This window comes from Pseudomonas sp. DNDY-54 (genome assembly GCF_019880365.1).
In the GTDB taxonomy this organism is placed as follows: domain Bacteria; phylum Pseudomonadota; class Gammaproteobacteria; order Pseudomonadales; family Pseudomonadaceae; genus Stutzerimonas; species Stutzerimonas stutzeri_P.
The window spans coordinates 478,283-493,304 of the sequence record NZ_CP082271.1 but is presented as its reverse complement, the minus strand read 5'-3'; the positions used below and the strand labels follow the sequence as shown (position 1 = coordinate 493,304).

11 protein-coding genes are annotated in these 15,022 nt (G+C 58.8%); 4 read left to right on the top strand and 7 right to left on the bottom strand.

Annotation, left to right across the window (positions count from 1 at the left end):
* Window positions 1-165 precede the first annotated feature (165 nt).
* Entirely contained in the window at window positions 166-2,610 is a 2,445-nt protein-coding gene (locus tag K4O48_RS02330; protein WP_222910581.1) for a penicillin-binding protein 1A, read from the top strand.
* 208 nt (window positions 2,611-2,818) lie between these two features.
* Here K4O48_RS02330 and K4O48_RS02325 read toward each other — a convergent pair whose 3' ends face one another.
* From K4O48_RS02325 to rpmE, 3 genes are all read right to left on the bottom strand, one after another.
* Entirely contained in the window at window positions 2,819-4,087 is a 1,269-nt protein-coding gene (locus K4O48_RS02325; protein WP_222910580.1) for a malic enzyme-like NAD(P)-binding protein, read from the bottom strand.
* A 168-nt stretch (window positions 4,088-4,255) separates the two neighbouring features.
* On the bottom strand, window positions 4,256-5,050 hold the full coding sequence (locus K4O48_RS02320) for a thermonuclease family protein (protein ID WP_222910579.1): 795 nt from the start codon (window positions 5,048-5,050) through the stop codon (window positions 4,256-4,258).
* Between the two features lie 23 nt (window positions 5,051-5,073).
* A complete protein-coding gene (rpmE, locus tag K4O48_RS02315) occupies window positions 5,074-5,286 on the bottom strand; it encodes a 50S ribosomal protein L31 (RefSeq protein WP_003283472.1) in 213 nt (70 codons plus the stop codon).
* A 212-nt stretch (window positions 5,287-5,498) separates the two neighbouring features.
* On the opposite strand from rpmE, the gene K4O48_RS02310 reads away from it, so the two are divergent.
* The 3 genes from K4O48_RS02310 to K4O48_RS02300 all read left to right on the top strand — a co-directional run bounded on the left by K4O48_RS02310 (window position 5,499) and on the right by K4O48_RS02300 (window position 10,238).
* Window positions 5,499-7,721, top strand: a complete 2,223-nt coding sequence (locus K4O48_RS02310) for a primosomal protein N' (protein WP_222910578.1) — start codon at window positions 5,499-5,501, stop codon at window positions 7,719-7,721.
* 117 nt (window positions 7,722-7,838) lie between these two features.
* Window positions 7,839-9,578, top strand: a complete 1,740-nt coding sequence (gene argS, locus K4O48_RS02305; protein ID WP_222910577.1) for an arginine--tRNA ligase — start codon at window positions 7,839-7,841, stop codon at window positions 9,576-9,578.
* Window positions 9,579-10,238 carry an SPOR domain-containing protein gene (locus K4O48_RS02300; protein ID WP_222910576.1) on the top strand — a complete coding sequence of 220 codons (660 nt, stop codon included), beginning with the start codon at window positions 9,579-9,581 and terminating at the stop codon, window positions 10,236-10,238.
* A 275-nt stretch (window positions 10,239-10,513) separates the two neighbouring features.
* Here K4O48_RS02300 and K4O48_RS02295 read toward each other — a convergent pair whose 3' ends face one another.
* The 4 genes from K4O48_RS02295 to trxA form a co-directional block, all read right to left on the bottom strand.
* Window positions 10,514-11,485: a CDP-6-deoxy-delta-3,4-glucoseen reductase gene (locus tag K4O48_RS02295; protein WP_222910575.1), complete on the bottom strand. Its 972-nt coding sequence runs from the start codon at window positions 11,483-11,485 to the stop codon at window positions 10,514-10,516.
* Between the two features lie 35 nt (window positions 11,486-11,520).
* Window positions 11,521-12,987: a 4-hydroxy-3-polyprenylbenzoate decarboxylase gene (gene ubiD / locus K4O48_RS02290; protein ID WP_222910574.1), complete on the bottom strand. Its 1,467-nt coding sequence runs from the start codon at window positions 12,985-12,987 to the stop codon at window positions 11,521-11,523.
* Window positions 12,988-13,109: 122 nt separating this feature from the next.
* Window positions 13,110-14,369: a transcription termination factor Rho gene (gene rho / locus K4O48_RS02285; protein ID WP_122167035.1), complete on the bottom strand. Its 1,260-nt coding sequence runs from the start codon at window positions 14,367-14,369 to the stop codon at window positions 13,110-13,112.
* Between the two features lie 232 nt (window positions 14,370-14,601).
* Window positions 14,602-14,928 (bottom strand): thioredoxin TrxA, encoded by a 327-nt coding sequence (trxA, locus tag K4O48_RS02280; RefSeq protein WP_222910573.1) that lies wholly within the window; start codon window positions 14,926-14,928, stop codon window positions 14,602-14,604.
* Window positions 14,929-15,022: the final 94 nt, after the last annotated feature.

Sequence of the window (15,022 nt, the reverse complement as noted above, 5' to 3'; positions counted from 1 at the left end):
TCCGCTACTTACGGATTAATTATGTATGTCCGCATTAGATAACAGCCTTGACAGAAGCGCAAATGGCTCCCTAGCAAAAAAACCGCTTATAATGTGAACGGTTTTTCCTTTCAGCATCGTCTGCGGCTTACACCTCATTCCCCACCCTGGATTCAACGAACCCTGATGCGTTTTCTGAAGTTTTTCCTCTGGTCGTGCCTGGCTATTTTCTGCGGACTTTCGCTCAGTCTCAGTGGCGCATTTCTTTATCTCAGCCCCAACCTGCCATCAGTCGACTCGCTCCGCAGCATACAGCTGCAGATACCACTGCGTGTGTATAGCGATGATCACAAGCTGATCGCTGAATACGGCGAAATGCGCCGCTCTCCCGTGGGCTTCGATGAAATACCCAGCGACTTCATCGAAGCCCTATTGGCGGCCGAAGACGACAATTTCGCTAATCATTATGGCGTCGATGTATCCAGCCTGATGCGCGCTGCCACGCAATTATTGAAGACTGGAGAGATTCAGACCGGCGGCAGCACTATTACCATGCAGGTGGCGAAGAATTACTTCCTCAGCAGCGAGCGGAGTTTTTCTCGCAAGATCAATGAGATCCTCCTTGCGCTGCAGATAGAACGGGAGCTGAGCAAAAACGAGATACTTGAGCTGTACGTCAACAAGATCTACCTGGGCAACCGGGCTTATGGCATCGAGGCAGCCGCTCACGTCTATTATGGCAAGACTATGAAGGAGCTAAGCCTGGCGCAAATGGCCATGATCGCCGGGCTACCGAAGGCACCTTCAGCATTCAACCCGCTCGCCAACCCCGAGCGCGCCAAAGAACGGCGCGACTGGATTCTTGGCAGAATGTACCGACTTGGAAAGATCGACGAAGCCCGTTATCACCAAGCACTTGCAGAAGTGGTTGACGCTTCCTATCACGGATCATCACCTGAACTCGACGCCCCCTATATAGCCGAGATGGCCCGCGCCGAAATGGTCGGCCGGTTCGGCAGCGATGCCTACACCGAAGGGTTTCGGGTTTACACGACCACCACCAGTGCGCGTCAGACTGCCGCCAACCAAGCGCTAACGGAAGGGCTGATCGAATACGATCAGCGTCACGGCTACCGAGGCCCGGAAGCCCAGTTGGCAGGCACTGACAAGGCGATCTGGCTGAAGGAGCTTGGTGCCTTCCGCAATCAGTCCGGCCTGCTACCCGCTGTTGTCAGCGAAGTCGCAGCGGACACAATCATTGCACTGCTGCGAGACGGCAGCGAACGGCGGATCAGCTGGCAGAGCATGAAGTGGGCTCGCCCATTCCTTAGTACGAACAGCCTTGGCCCACAACCAAAATCACCTTCGGACATCGTCAAGCCCGGAGATGTCATCCGTGTCCGAATAACCTCCGACGAAACACTCTTCAGCCAGATACCGCAAGCGCAGGGCGCCCTGGTATCCCTTGACCCGCTCGACGGATCCATTGAGGCGCTGACCGGCGGCTTTTCGTTTGGACAAAGTAACTACAACCGCGCCATCCAGGCAAAACGCCAACCGGGCTCTAGCTTCAAGCCATTTGTTTACAGCGCCGCATTGGACGCGGGCTTTACCCCCGCCACCCTGGTCAACGACTCGCCCATCGTCTTTGTCGAAGAAGGTCTTGATCGGGTTTGGCGCCCGAAGAACGACAACAACACGTTCCTCGGGCCGATCCGCCTGCGCGAGGCACTTTATAAGTCCCGCAATCTGGTCTCGATTCGCCTGCTGCAGACCCTCGGCCTTCCATACACCATCGATTACATCAAGCGATTTGGCTTCAAAACCGAAGACCTTCCCGCGAATCTATCGCTAGCACTCGGCACAGCAACACTTACCCCCATGGAAATCGCCATAGGCTGGACTGCATTTGCCAACGGCGGCTACAAGATAGAACCCTATCTCATCGAGCGCATCGAGGACCGGGACGGCAAAGTGGTATTCGAGGCGAATCCGAGGCGCGTACCAGACTCGCCTCTCACGGCGCCAACAGACGAAGGCGAGCCGGTAGCAACTACCTTTGCACAGAGCGACACGACACTGACCGGTGAGCTTGAGCCTGACAAACAGTCGCCCACCTACGCCGAGCAGATTATCGACGAGCGTACTGCGTACATCATGACCAGCATGCTGCAGGATGTAATCAAGCGAGGGACAGGCAGAAAAGCCCTTTCGATGGGGCGCGGGGATCTCGCAGGGAAGACAGGCACTACCAACGAGTCCAAGGACAGCTGGTTTTCCGGCTACAACGCCGATATCGTCACGACCGTCTGGGCCGGTTTCGATCAACCCCAGAGCCTCGGTCGCCGCGAGTATGGCGGAACGGTTGCGCTACCGATATGGATGAAGTACATGAGTTCGGTGCTGGATGGCACACCCGAGCATGCACCCGCCGAGCCTGAGGGCATTCTCACTCTGAGGATCGATCCAAGAAGCGGCCGCGCTGCCGCGCCCGGCACGCCTGATGCTTACTTTGAGATTTTTCGAAGCGAAGATTCGCCACCTGACATGAATGGCGAGCTGATGCCCGGCTCCTCCTTGCCTGACAGCCCATTACCAGCATCCGAGGCAGCCCCAATCGATCTGTTCTGACTAATTACGGGAAGGTCGCAAATCGAAGGCCCGCTACTTGACTCGCCCCAGTAAAGAAAGCGGAGCCAACATAATGGCTAATGCCAAACGAAGCGATTCCTTAAGGCGGAAAGCAAAAACGGAATGCCAATAAAAAACCCCAGCCAACGGCTGGGGTTTTGGACGTACCGCCATTAGCGATACCAAGACGTGACCATCAATGATCTCGTTAGCCGTTGAACACGTCGTCAACCGATTTGAGCGGGTAGTTTGATGGGTACGGCAGTGTCGCTACGCCGCTTTCGATCGCAGCCTTAGCTACGGCATCAGAGACGAGCGTAATCAAACGAGGGTCCATCGGCTTCGGAATGATGTACTCGCGCCCGAACTGCAGCTGCTCGACACCATAGGCAGCAGCAACTTCAGCGGGGACTGGTAGCTTGGCCAGATCGCGTAGCGCGACAGCGGCAGCGATCTTCATTTCCTCATTAATGCGTGACGCGCGAACATCCAGCGCTCCACGGAAAATGAATGGGAAGCCAAGCACGTTATTTACCTGGTTCGGATAATCCGAGCGACCTGTTGCCATGATCACATCGGAACGGGTTGCGTGAGCCAGCTCCGGACTAATCTCCGGATCCGGGTTCGAACAAGCAAACACAACCGGGTTGGCAGCCATCCGCTGAAGTCCTTCAGCGGTCAGCAGGTTCGGGCCGGAAAGGCCAACAAAGACATCAGCGCCATCAAGCGCATCGTCCAGCGTTCGCTTCTCTGTCTCGTGAGCGAATATCGCTTTGTACTGATTGAGGTCGTCTCGACCGGCGTGAACGACGCCCTTGCGATCGATCATGAAGATATTCTCGATCTTCGCCCCCATGCTCACGAGCAGCTTCATGCAGGAGGTAGCGGCCGCACCGGCACCAAGACAGACGATCTTGGCCTGCTCCAACGTCTTGCCAGCAATTTCCAGCGCATTGAGCATGCCGGCCGCGGTGACGATCGCCGTACCGTGCTGGTCATCATGAAACACTGGGATGTCGCATTGTTCGATAAGCGCCCGTTCGATTTCAAAGCACTCCGGCGCCTTGATATCTTCCAGGTTGATGCCGCCGAAGGTGATAGAGATGCGCTTCACCGTATCGATGAAGGCCTGCGGGCTTTCCGCGTCGACCTCTATATCAAACACGTCGACGCCGGCGAATCGTTTGAACAGGACGCCCTTGCCTTCCATCACCGGCTTGGACGCCAGCGGTCCTAGATTGCCTAGGCCAAGAATCGCCGTACCATCGGAAATCACTGCAACCAGATTGCCTTTCCCAGTGTATCGATAGGCCAGTTCCGGATCGCGCGCAATCTCACGGACCGGCTCCGCTACGCCCGGGCTGTAAGCCAGCGACAGGTCGCGTGCAGTGGAGGTGGGTTTGGTCAGCTCGACACTCAGCTTCCCTGGACGGGGCTTGGCGTGATAATCGAGAGCGGCGGTTTTCAGGTCAGTCATGAGGCATTTCCGCTTATTTTACTGGGACAGACAGGGGACCGAGCATACGCCAAGACCGATCGCCGTCACAAGCTGAGGGGAAACGCTGACTGTCAAGCGCCAACCCTAAGACTTTCAGCGTAGAGGTCGGGCTGGAATGGCACCCAATTCGGGCCAATACACAGCGCCTTAGTCGGGCACTACAAGCATTGAAGGATGGCTCACTTTGATCAGCCAGCGCGCCTGGTGCGACAGATCTACGCGCCCCTTGCGATCGATGACCCACCCTCTGGCTTCGATCTCCTTGCCAGCCAGGTCACGCAGTGTATTTCCGAAATGACTGATGGCCTGACGAGGGATCTGTAGAACCGTTGAGCCTCCGAGCTCCAGCCATATGCCGCCTCGGTTACTGTCCAGTCGCTCGACGCGCGCAGTGATCACTGCAAACCCACCGCGGCGCAACCTCTCTGCCGGGATGACAGGCGAATCACGCCATATGGCCCTTCCGGCGGCACGCGCCTGATGCTCCGCCAGGAGGTGACATTCAGCAAACGCGGTATTCGGCGCAATCGCGACAAAGAAGCCCAGCCCCTCGGCCAACATGAGCGCTTCCAGGTTTTCCCCGCGCGCATTAAACGCATGCGCCAGAGCGCGGCCGTAATGGTCACGCGCTTGTGGACCGAAGCGAAGCCCTACGCGCCCATCATTGGCATGCACCAACTCGTGCAGCCGTCGCTTGGCTGACTGCGCGAATGGCTCTGATTGGCGGCCTTTACGGCCTATCTCCGGGGCGTTCAAACCGATCAGGCGGACGCTTCGCCCGTCAGAGAGTCGCAGCGTATCGCCATCGATCACCGTTTCTACTGGGACTTGCTGCAGCGGTTTGCTGACGGAGCAAAGTGCCTGCGCCTGAAAACTCAGCAGGACAGAAACGAAAAAGGCGCCCACTAGGGACGCCTTTCTCAGGTGCTCGGAAAATCTCATGGGATTCCCGTCGCGGGGACCGCTTACTTGGCGCCAAACACACCGAAACGCTGCTTGAAGCGGTCGATACGGCCGCCGGTATCCAGCACTTTCTGCTTGCCGGTGTAGAACGGGTGGCACTCAGAGCAAACATCGATGCTCAAGTTCTTAGCCAGCGTCGAACGGGTCTTGATGACGTTTCCGCAGCTGCAAGTGGCTTCGATTTCAACGTAGTTAGGATGGATATCGGCTTTCATGGAAGAATCCTCTAAGACTTGTGCCGCCACCCGACCCTATGTCGAGTACCGCACGGAAGGGCGCGAATAATACCAGAGCCGGGTAGTGATGCAAGGGCAGCTGATCGCCCAGCAGACGCGAGGCGTGGCGTAGCAGACAAAGCGATCAGCCCGCATCCCCGGCTTAACGCACGGATCGTTTAAGATCGTCGTTCGTCGCCAAGGACTCCCCCGTGCCCCAGCCCATACTTCGACTCGCGCTGCCCTCACCACTGCGCAGACTCTTCGACTACCTTCCACCGGCCGGCACTCCCTACGAGACGCTGCTGCCCGGCGTGAGACTCAGGGTACCGTTTGGCCGGCGCGAGATCGTCGGGGTTCTGGTAGAAGTTGTCAGTCATAGCGAGGTTCCCGAGGCGAAGCTAAAACCAGCGCTGGAGCTGCTCGACGCCCGCCCTCCTCTTCCACCCGCGTTGTTCAGATTGTGTTTGTGGACAGCTCAGTATTACCAGCACAGCCTCGGCGATACCCTCAGCTGGGCACTACCGGTCCTGCTGCGCCAGGGCGAACCAGCCGAGGCGCGGCAAGAACGCTTCTGGCACGTAGCAAACGGCGCAAGGCCGGAAGACCCGCGATTGAGCCGAGCGCCACGTCAGCGAGAAGCGCTAAAAACCATCGCCCAGCACCCCCATGGCGTCGCCCACTCGCTGCTGAGCCAGCTTCAGCTGAGCAAGGACAGCTTGGATCTGTTGTTGCAGAAAGGCTTGTTGCGTATCGAGACACGCCGCAGCCATGAACGTCAGCGACACCAAGGTAGCTGGCTGCTGCAGCCGGAACTGCCGCTGAACCAGGAGCAAAGGGCTGCGCTCGAAGCCATTCGGGCCGGCATGAACGGGTTCCAGACTTTTCTGCTAGCGGGGGTGACAGGCAGCGGCAAGACCGAGGTTTATCTACAACTGATCCATCAGGTACTCGAATCCGGAAAACAGGCACTGGTGCTGATCCCGGAAATCAACCTCGGCCCACAAACCGTGGCGCGGTTCGAAAAACGCTTCAATGCCCGCATCGCCCTGCTGCATTCCAACGTCAACGACCGTGAACGCCTGGACGCTTGGTTGGCTGCACGGGACGGCGAGGCGGACATCATCATCGGTACGCGCTCGGCACTGTTCACCCCAATGAAAAACCCGGGCCTGATTATTCTCGATGAGGAGCACGACGCCTCCTATAAACAGCAGGAGGGTCTGCGCTACCACGCCCGCGACATGGCAGTGATCAGGGCGCGTCAAGAAAATCTGCCGATTCTTCTCGGGTCGGCGACTCCGTCGCTGGAGAGCCTACACAATGCGCATAGTGGCCGTTATGCACTCCTTAAGCTGACCCAGCGGGCTGGCGGCGCACAGTCACCGCGCTTCCTGCGCCTCGATGTCAAGAGCCGCCCGTTGGATTCCGGGATTTCGGGCCCGCTTCAGCAGGCAATGGCACAGACACTGGCCGCCGGACAGCAAGTGCTGGTTTTTCTGAACCGCCGCGGCTTCGCCCCCTCGCTGCTGTGTCACGATTGTGGCTGGCTCAGCCAGTGCCCACGCTGCGACGCACGAATGACCCTGCATCAGCGCCATCACGAATTGCGCTGCCATCACTGTGGCCATGCCGAGCGACCACCACGCAGCTGCCCCGAATGCAGCAAGCTCGACCTGCGCCCCGTAGGCGCCGGCACCGAGCGCGCCGAGGAGCGGCTAAGCACTATCTTTCCCGACTATCCGGTGCTGCGTATCGACCGCGACAGCACTTCGCGAAAAGGCTCGATGGAACAGCTGCTGGCTACCATCCACCGAGGCGAACCCTGCCTGCTGGTCGGCACACAAATGCTTGCCAAAGGCCATCATTTTCCGCGCGTCACTCTGGTTGCCATTCTCGATGCTGACGGCGGCCTGTTCTCGGCCGATTTCCGCGCCAGCGAGCGGATGGCCCAGCTGATCGTGCAGGTGGCCGGCCGCGCGGGGCGTGCCGAAGAACCCGGCAAGGTGATTATTCAGACGCATCTGGCCGACCACCCGCTGCTTGTACAGCTCACGGAGCAAGGCTATTTCGCGTTCGCCGATCAAGCCCTGAGCGAGCGGCGTGCCGCCGGCCTGCCTCCGTTCAGCCACCTTGCGCTATTACGCGCCGAAGCGGTGAAACCTGGCCAAGCCGAAGATTTCCTCGACCAGGCCTGCGACCAAGCGGAACGCCTCATAGCACAACTTGGCCTAAGCGGTATTGAGCTGCTCGGGCCGGTGCCCGCTCCGATGGAGCGTCGCGCCGGGCGTTTCCGCGCACAATTGCTGCTCCAGGCCAACGCCCGTGCGCCGCTGCACAAGCTGTTGAGTGGCTGGCTGCCACAGGTGGAAGCGCTGCCAGGTAGCCGTACGGTACGCTGGTCGCTGGATGTCGACCCGATAGATCTGTTCTGACCCGATCCGAATCCAGTTGCAGCGTGCAACTTAGCGCCTTAAGCCTTGAAGGTTCGCCCCGCGGGCACTGATAATGCCCAGTTTTCGACCAAAGCCTTTGGGCCGACCGAGCACACGATGAAAGACAGCATTCGCCACCTGATCCAGCAAGCCCTGACTCGCCTCACCGCTGAAGGTGTGCTGCCGGAAGGGTTGAGTCCGACCATTCAGGTGGAGAACACTCGCGACAAGACTCACGGTGATTTCGCCAGCAACATCGCGATGATGCTCGCCAAACCGGCCGGGATGAAACCCCGGGAACTGGCGCAGAAGCTCATCGACGCGTTGCCGGCAGACTCTGGCCTCAGCAAGGTGGAAATCGCCGGCCCGGGGTTTCTTAATTTCTTTCAGAACAGCGCAGCGTTGGCCGAGCGCCTTGATGCCGCTCTTGCCGACCCGCAGCTGAGCGTCCGCAAAGCAGGCCCCGCACAGCGGGTCGTGGTTGACCTGTCCTCACCGAACCTGGCGAAGGAGATGCATGTCGGCCACCTGCGCTCAACCATCATCGGCGACGCAGTAGCCCGGGTACTCGAGTATCTTGGCGACGAGGTGATCCGTCAGAACCATGTGGGTGACTGGGGGACGCAGTTCGGCATGCTGCTGGCCTATCTGGAGGAAAACCCCGCCGTTGCCGAAAGCGAGCTATCGGATCTTGAAGAGTTCTATCGTGCAGCAAAACAGCGCTTCGACAACTCGTCCGAGTTCGCTGAACGCGCCCGTGAACTGGTAGTCAAGCTGCAGGCCGGGGACGCTGACTGTCTGCGCCTATGGACCCGCTTCAACGAGATATCCCTGTCACACTGTCAGATAGTGTATGACCGTCTGAACGTCAGACTGACGCCCGATGACGTCAAGGGAGAAAGCGCCTACAACGCTGAACTGAGCGACATCGTCGCATCGTTAAAGGCAAAGGGCCTGCTCAGCGAGAGCAATGGCGCTCAGTGCGTCTTTCTCGACGAGTTCAAAAACGCCGAAGGTAATCCGCTTCCGGTGATCGTTCAGAAGGCCGGCGGCGGTTATCTGTACGCAACCACCGACCTCGCCTCCATGCGCTACCGCAGCGAGCAACTCAAAGCGGATCGCGCGCTCTATTTTGTCGACCAGCGTCAGGCCCTGCACTTCCAGATGACTTTCGAAGTGGCGCGCCGTGCTGGCTTCGTCCACAGCGCCATGCAGCTCGAGCATATGGGCTTCGGCACCATGAACGGCGCCGATGGCCGCCCGTTCAAGACACGCGACGGCGGCACCGTGAAGCTTGTCGACTTGCTCGACGAAGCCGAACAACGCGCCTTCAGCTTGGTAAAGAGTAAAAACCCAGAGCTGGATGAAGCAGAACTGCGCAAGATCGCTCGTGCAGTGGGCATCGGTGCCGTCAAGTACGCCGATCTTTCCAAGCATCGCACCAGCGATTACAGCTTCAACTTCGAGCAGATGCTCAGCTTCGAAGGCAACACTGCCCCCTACCTGCTGTACGCCTATACCCGCGTCGCCAGCGTGTTCCGCAAGCTCGGCACCGGCATGGACGGGCTGTCCGGCGAGATTCGATTGGAAGCCGAGCAGGAACAAAGCCTCGGTGCAAAGCTCGCTCAGTTCTCAGAGGTACTGAACAGTGTTGGCGACAAAGGCGTTCCGCATGTGCTGTGTGCCTACCTATACGATTTGGCAGGGCTGTTCTCCAGCTTCTACGAGCATTGCCCAATACTCTCCGCGGAAGACGAATCTCGGAAACAGAGCCGGCTTCGCCTTGCTGCCTTGACTGGCAAGACCCTTAAGCAGGGCCTCGAGCTGCTCGGTCTGGAAACATTGGAGCGGATGTAAGTGGCCGCCCGGAAGAAACCCGCCCCTAAGCGCGGGGCAAGCCGCTATCAGGCGCCTGCTAAAAAACCCGTTCCCGGCTGGGTCTGGCTGGTGTGCGGCTTGGTGATTGGCGGTTTCATCGTGTTTCTGATGAATTTAGAGCCCGGTGGCGACGAGATCAAACGCACCAAGGACAACCCAAAACCCAAAGAACAACCAAAGCGTACCGCGCCGGCAACCGGTCAGCCCGTGAAGCCAAAATATGACTTCTATACACTGCTGCCAGAATCCGAAGTCATCCTGCCGCCCGAAGCGCCGAAGCCAGAACCAGCCAAGCCCGTCACCCCCGAAGAGGCGGCCAAGATAGACACGGCACGCGCCGAGGCGGCGCTCAACGGTCAGATACCGCCGCCTCCGCCGACGGTCGCCAAGGCACCGGTCACTCAGTTCTTCTTGCAAGCAGGGTCGTTCCGCAAGAAGCCCGAAGCGGAAAAGGTCCGAGCACAGATCATTCTGCTGGGTCAGGACGTCCGGGTCGAAAACGTCACCGTACGGGACGAGGACTGGTATCGGGTATTGGTAGGCCCGTATGCCAATCGAGAGCAGCTCGATCAGGCGCAGAAGACCTTGTCGGCAAGCGGGTACAAGAACCTGCTCCTTCAGCAGCGCCAGGTGCGCTAGGGCAGGCTTGCAGTGGTGTTTTGACTTACACGGCGCCTTACGCTGGCGCCGCGGGCCGGATCGTCGCTTAGTCGCATAGGCGACGGTTAGAAAGCTCAGCCCCCTGACGCGAGCCGTTTTGATAGCTGATCATAGGAACCGACCGGGTCTACTTAGCGCCCGATCAGCCGGCTTTCCCCTTTTTTGCGCGCTCTTCTGGGCCGATGCTCTGCCGCAACGGCTAGAAAATGCCCTGCGCACACCTAAGCGCGCTTATAACTACAACGCGCCCCGACTCAAGGCTCCCGCGGGGCATAGGCAAAAACGTCAGCCCGCATCTGCATGGCGTCCATCCCCGCTTCGACCAGCGCGTCCAGCGTGCCGTAGATCATCGCCGGAGAGCCACTGGCATAGACGTGTATCGGCGAGAGGTCCGTGAAGTCCTCACAAACAGCCTCATGCAGCATGCCGCAACGCCCTGGCCAGCCACAGACGTCACTGACCACCTGATGAAGGAACAGATTGGGCATATGCTGCCATTCCGCCCAATGCGGCAGTTGATAAAAGTCTTCTGGACGACGCACCCCCCAATACAGGTGCACTGGATGGGCGAAGCCTTCCGCCCGGCAGTGCTCGATCAGGCTGTGCATCTGCGCCATGCCGGTCCCTGCCGCGATTAACACCAGTGGGCCGTTGGGCAGCTCAGCCAAGTGCGTGTCGCCGAACGGCATTTGTACTTTGACTATGCCGTTGCGCTGGATGAATTCGAGCAGCTCGATCGCAGATGATTCGCGGGCCAGGACGTGCAGTTCCAACTCCCGCCCACGCCCGGGCGCGGACGCTAGCGAAAAGGCGCTGAACTCACCGTCTTCACGCTCCAGCAACAAATACTGTCCAGCGTGGTAGCGCAGCGGTTTACCGGCGGGCGCGCGGAGCAAAACGCGATACACATCCCCACCGACATCTTCGCAACTGATCAGCTGACAGCTGAGCGTGCGCACGGGCAGCTCACCGGGTGATAGGACGCCGTCCCACAGCAGAACGCAGTCCTCCTCAGGTTCGGCAAGGCAGGCAAACACTTCACCATGACTTTGCGTTTCACCGCGCTGACGGACCCGACCATTGACCAGCAAAGCGGCACAGATCAAACAGTTGCCGTTGCGGCAGGCCTGGGGACAGTCGTAGCCCAGGCGTCGAGCGGCATCGAGTATCAACTCGCCACGTTGGACTTCGAGCACGGCACCGGAGGGTTGCAGCGTAACTTTCATCTATTCAAAAACCTGAAAATAACGGCTAGGGGTCATCAGTCGATGCCCAGCTCAGTCCATAGTTCGTCGACGCGACGTTTTACAGCCTCATCCTGAACAATGGCGCGGCCCCACTCGCGATTGGTCTCGCCTGGCCACTTGTGTGTGGCATCGAGCCCCATCTTGCTGCCCAGGCCGGAAACCGGCGAAGCGAAATCAAGGTAATCGATGGGGGTGTTTTCAATCAGCACGGTATCGCGCTTGGGATCCATGCGGGTGGTGATCGCCCAAATCACATCGTTCCAATCGCGCGCATTGATGTCGTCGTCGGTGACGATGACGAATTTGGTGTACATGAACTGCCGCAGAAAGCTCCAGACGCCGAGCATCACGCGCTTCGCATGACCCGGGTACTGCTTCTTCATCGTCACTACCGCCATGCGGTAGGAACACCCTTCCGGAGGCAGATAAAAGTCCGTGATCTCGGGGAATTGCTTCTGCAGGATCGGCACGAACACTTCGTTGAGCGCCACGCCCAGTATCGCCGGCTCATCTGGCGGCCGCCCGGTGTAGGTGCTGTGATAAATCGCATCGCGCCGCTTGGTGATGCGCTCGACGGTGAGTACCGGGAAGCGATCGACCTCGTTGTAGTAGCCGGTGTGATCGCCGTAAGGGCCCTCATCGGCCATCTCGCCGGGCTGGATATAACCTTCGAGGACAATCTCCGCACCCGCCGGCACCTGTAGATCGTTGCCAATGCATTTGACGAGCTCGGTTCGGCTTCCGCGCAACAAGCCGGCAAACGCGTATTCGGAGAGCGAATCGGGAACGGGGGTTACTGCGCCGAGGATGGTGGCCGGATCGGCGCCAAGCGCAACCGCTACCGGATAGGGCCGATCCGGATATTTCTCGCACCACTCACGAAAATCCAGCGCACCGCCGCGATGGCTGAGCCAGCGCATGATGACCTTGTTGCGACCAATCACCTGCTGCCGATAGATGCCGAGGTTTTGCCGCTCCTTGTTCGGTCCCTTGGTGACCGTCAGCCCCCACGTTATCAGCGGACCCGCATCACCCGGCCAGCAGGTCTGCACCGGCAGCTTGGCCAGGTCAACGTCATCGCCTTCCAGCACGACTTCCTGGCAGGCTGCGTCCTTGAGCGTCTTGGGCGCCATGCTGATGACTTTCTTATAGATCGGCAGTTTGCTCCAGGCATCCTTCAGCCCTTTCGGCGGCTCCGGCTCTTTGAGAAAGGCCAGCAGCTTGCCGATCTCGCGCAGTTCGGAGACCTCCTCAGCCCCCATCCCTAACGCAACTCGCTTGGGCGTGCCGAACAAGTTACCGAGCACCGGCATCTCGAATCCGGTTGGATTCTCAAACAGCAGCGCTGGCCCCTGCTTACGCAAGGTGCGATCACAGATCTCCGTCATCTCCAGAACGGGAGAGACAGCAGTCGAGACGCGCTTGAGTTCGCCACGCTTTTCCAGACCGCTGATGAAGTCGCGCAGATCACGATACTGCATGATTGAGCCTCTTGTGGGCCGGCAGGATTGAGCCGCAGAGTTTAGCCTTGACGCAGGCACTTCCAAAACTTGCAGACAGACAAAGGCCGGGTTTCCCCGGCCTCGGTGACACAACCAGACGGTTACTTGCGCTTCATGGACATGAAGAATTCGTCGTTGGTCTTGGTGTCCTTGAGCTTGTCGAGCAGGAACTCGATGGCCGCGCTCTCATCCATTGGGTGCAGCAGCTTGCGCAGGATCCAGATCCGCTGAAGCTCTTCCTCGCTGGTCAGCAGCTCTTCGCGGCGAGTGCCCGAACGGTTGATGTTGATCGCCGGGAACACCCGCTTCTCGGCGATGCGACGATCGAGCTGCAGCTCGAGGTTGCCGGTGCCCTTGAATTCTTCGTAGATCACCTCGTCCATCTTCGAGCCGGTTTCTACCAGCGCGGTGGCGATGATGGTCAAGCTGCCGCCTTCCTCGATATTCCGTGCAGCACCGAAAAAGCGCTTGGGCTTCTCAAGGGCATGGGCATCGACACCACCGGTCAGTACTTTGCCAGAGCTCGGAATCACGGTGTTGTAGGCGCGCGCCAGACGGGTGATGGAATCGAGCAGGATGACCACGTCTTTCTTGTGTTCGACCAGGCGCTTGGCCTTCTCGATCACCATCTCGGCGACCTGCACGTGGCGGGTCGGCGGCTCGTCGAAGGTCGAGGCAACCACTTCACCGCGAACGGTGCGCTGCATCTCAGTCACTTCTTCCGGGCGCTCGTCGATCAGCAGAACGATCAGGTGGCACTCAGGGTTATTGCGGGTGATGTTGCTGGCGATGTTCTGCAGCATGATCGTCTTGCCCGCTTTCGGCGGTGCGACGATGAGGCCGCGCTGGCCCTTGCCGATTGGGGCGCAGAGGTCGATTACCCGGCCAGTAAGGTCTTCCGTGGAACCGTTACCGGCTTCCATCGTCAGTCGCTTGTTGGCGAACAACGGCGTCAGGTTTTCGAACAGAATCTTGTTCTTGGCGTTCTCTGGACGATCGAAGTTGATCGTGTCGACCTTAAGCAACGCGAAGTAGCGCTCGCCTTCTTTCGGCGGGCGGATCTTGCCGACGATGGTATCGCCGGTACGCAGATTGAAGCGGCGGATCTGGCTCGGCGAGACATAGATGTCGTCAGGGCCGGCAAGATAGGACGAATCCGCGGAGCGCAGGAAGCCGAAGCCATCCTGAAGAATCTCCAGCACGCCATCACCGGAGATTTCCTCACCGCTTTTCGCGTGCTTTTTCAGCAGAGAGAAAATCACGTCCTGCTTGCGCGAACGGGCCATGTTGTCGATGCCCATCTGTTCGGCCATTTCCAGCAGTTCGGTGATGGGCTTTTGCTTAAGTTCGGTCAGATTCATAGAGAGAGATCAGAAGGGATGAAGAAAGCGATTAGCTTGAGAAGCCGCGCAGCAAGAGACGAACAGGTTCGTTGTGCTTTATGAGGCTGAAGTGCGTCGGCGACGGCATGCAAGAGGGCGACGGAAGAGCGTCGCGAGGCCGAATTTAGCACCGTGTAGGCGAAGCGTCCACCCTGCAGTCATAAAAAAGCCCCCGCTTTTTGCGAGGGCTTTCAAAACCAGCCGTACCCAATTAGATATTGCTATCCAAAAACGCGGCCAGCTGTGATTTGGACAGCGCGCCCACCTTGGTGGCCTCGACGTTGCCATTCTTGAACAGCATCAGCGTCGGAATACCGCGAACACCATACTTCGGTGGGGTTTCCTGGTTTTCGTCGATGTTCAACTTGCAGACCTTGAGCCTGCCTTCGTATTCCTTGGAAATCTCATCGAGGACCGGAGCGATCATCTTGCACGGGCCACACCACTCGGCCCAGTAATCTACCAGCACAGGCCCGTCAGCTTGGAGCACGTCCTGCTCGAAACTGCTGTCAGTGACATTGTTGATGTATTCGCTCATGGATGATCTCCAGGGTCAAAACCGAAAGTGACGCCATCATAGCCCGGCTTGGGACGGACCGAAAGTCGCAGCCTGTCGCTTGGAGCGATAGGTA

Bases quoted from the DNA above. Each gene is read 5' to 3' on its own strand.
- argS (WP_222910577.1), top strand. From the start codon at position 7,839: ATGAAAGACAGCATTCGCCACCTGATCCAGCAAGCCCTGACTCGCCTC.
- trxA (WP_222910573.1), bottom strand. From the start codon at position 14,928: ATGAGCGAATACATCAACAATGTCACTGACAGCAGTTTCGAGCAGGAC.
- rpmE (WP_003283472.1), bottom strand. From the start codon at position 5,286: ATGAAAGCCGATATCCATCCTAACTACGTTGAAATCGAAGCCACTTGC.
- K4O48_RS02330 (WP_222910581.1), top strand. From the start codon at position 166: ATGCGTTTTCTGAAGTTTTTCCTCTGGTCGTGCCTGGCTATTTTCTGC.
- K4O48_RS02320 (WP_222910579.1), bottom strand. From the start codon at position 5,050: ATGAGATTTTCCGAGCACCTGAGAAAGGCGTCCCTAGTGGGCGCCTTT.
- K4O48_RS02295 (WP_222910575.1), bottom strand. From the start codon at position 11,485: ATGAAAGTTACGCTGCAACCCTCCGGTGCCGTGCTCGAAGTCCAACGT.
- K4O48_RS02325 (WP_222910580.1), bottom strand. From the start codon at position 4,087: ATGACTGACCTGAAAACCGCCGCTCTCGATTATCACGCCAAGCCCCGT.
- ubiD (WP_222910574.1), bottom strand. From the start codon at position 12,987: ATGCAGTATCGTGATCTGCGCGACTTCATCAGCGGTCTGGAAAAGCGT.
- rho (WP_122167035.1), bottom strand. From the start codon at position 14,369: ATGAATCTGACCGAACTTAAGCAAAAGCCCATCACCGAACTGCTGGAA.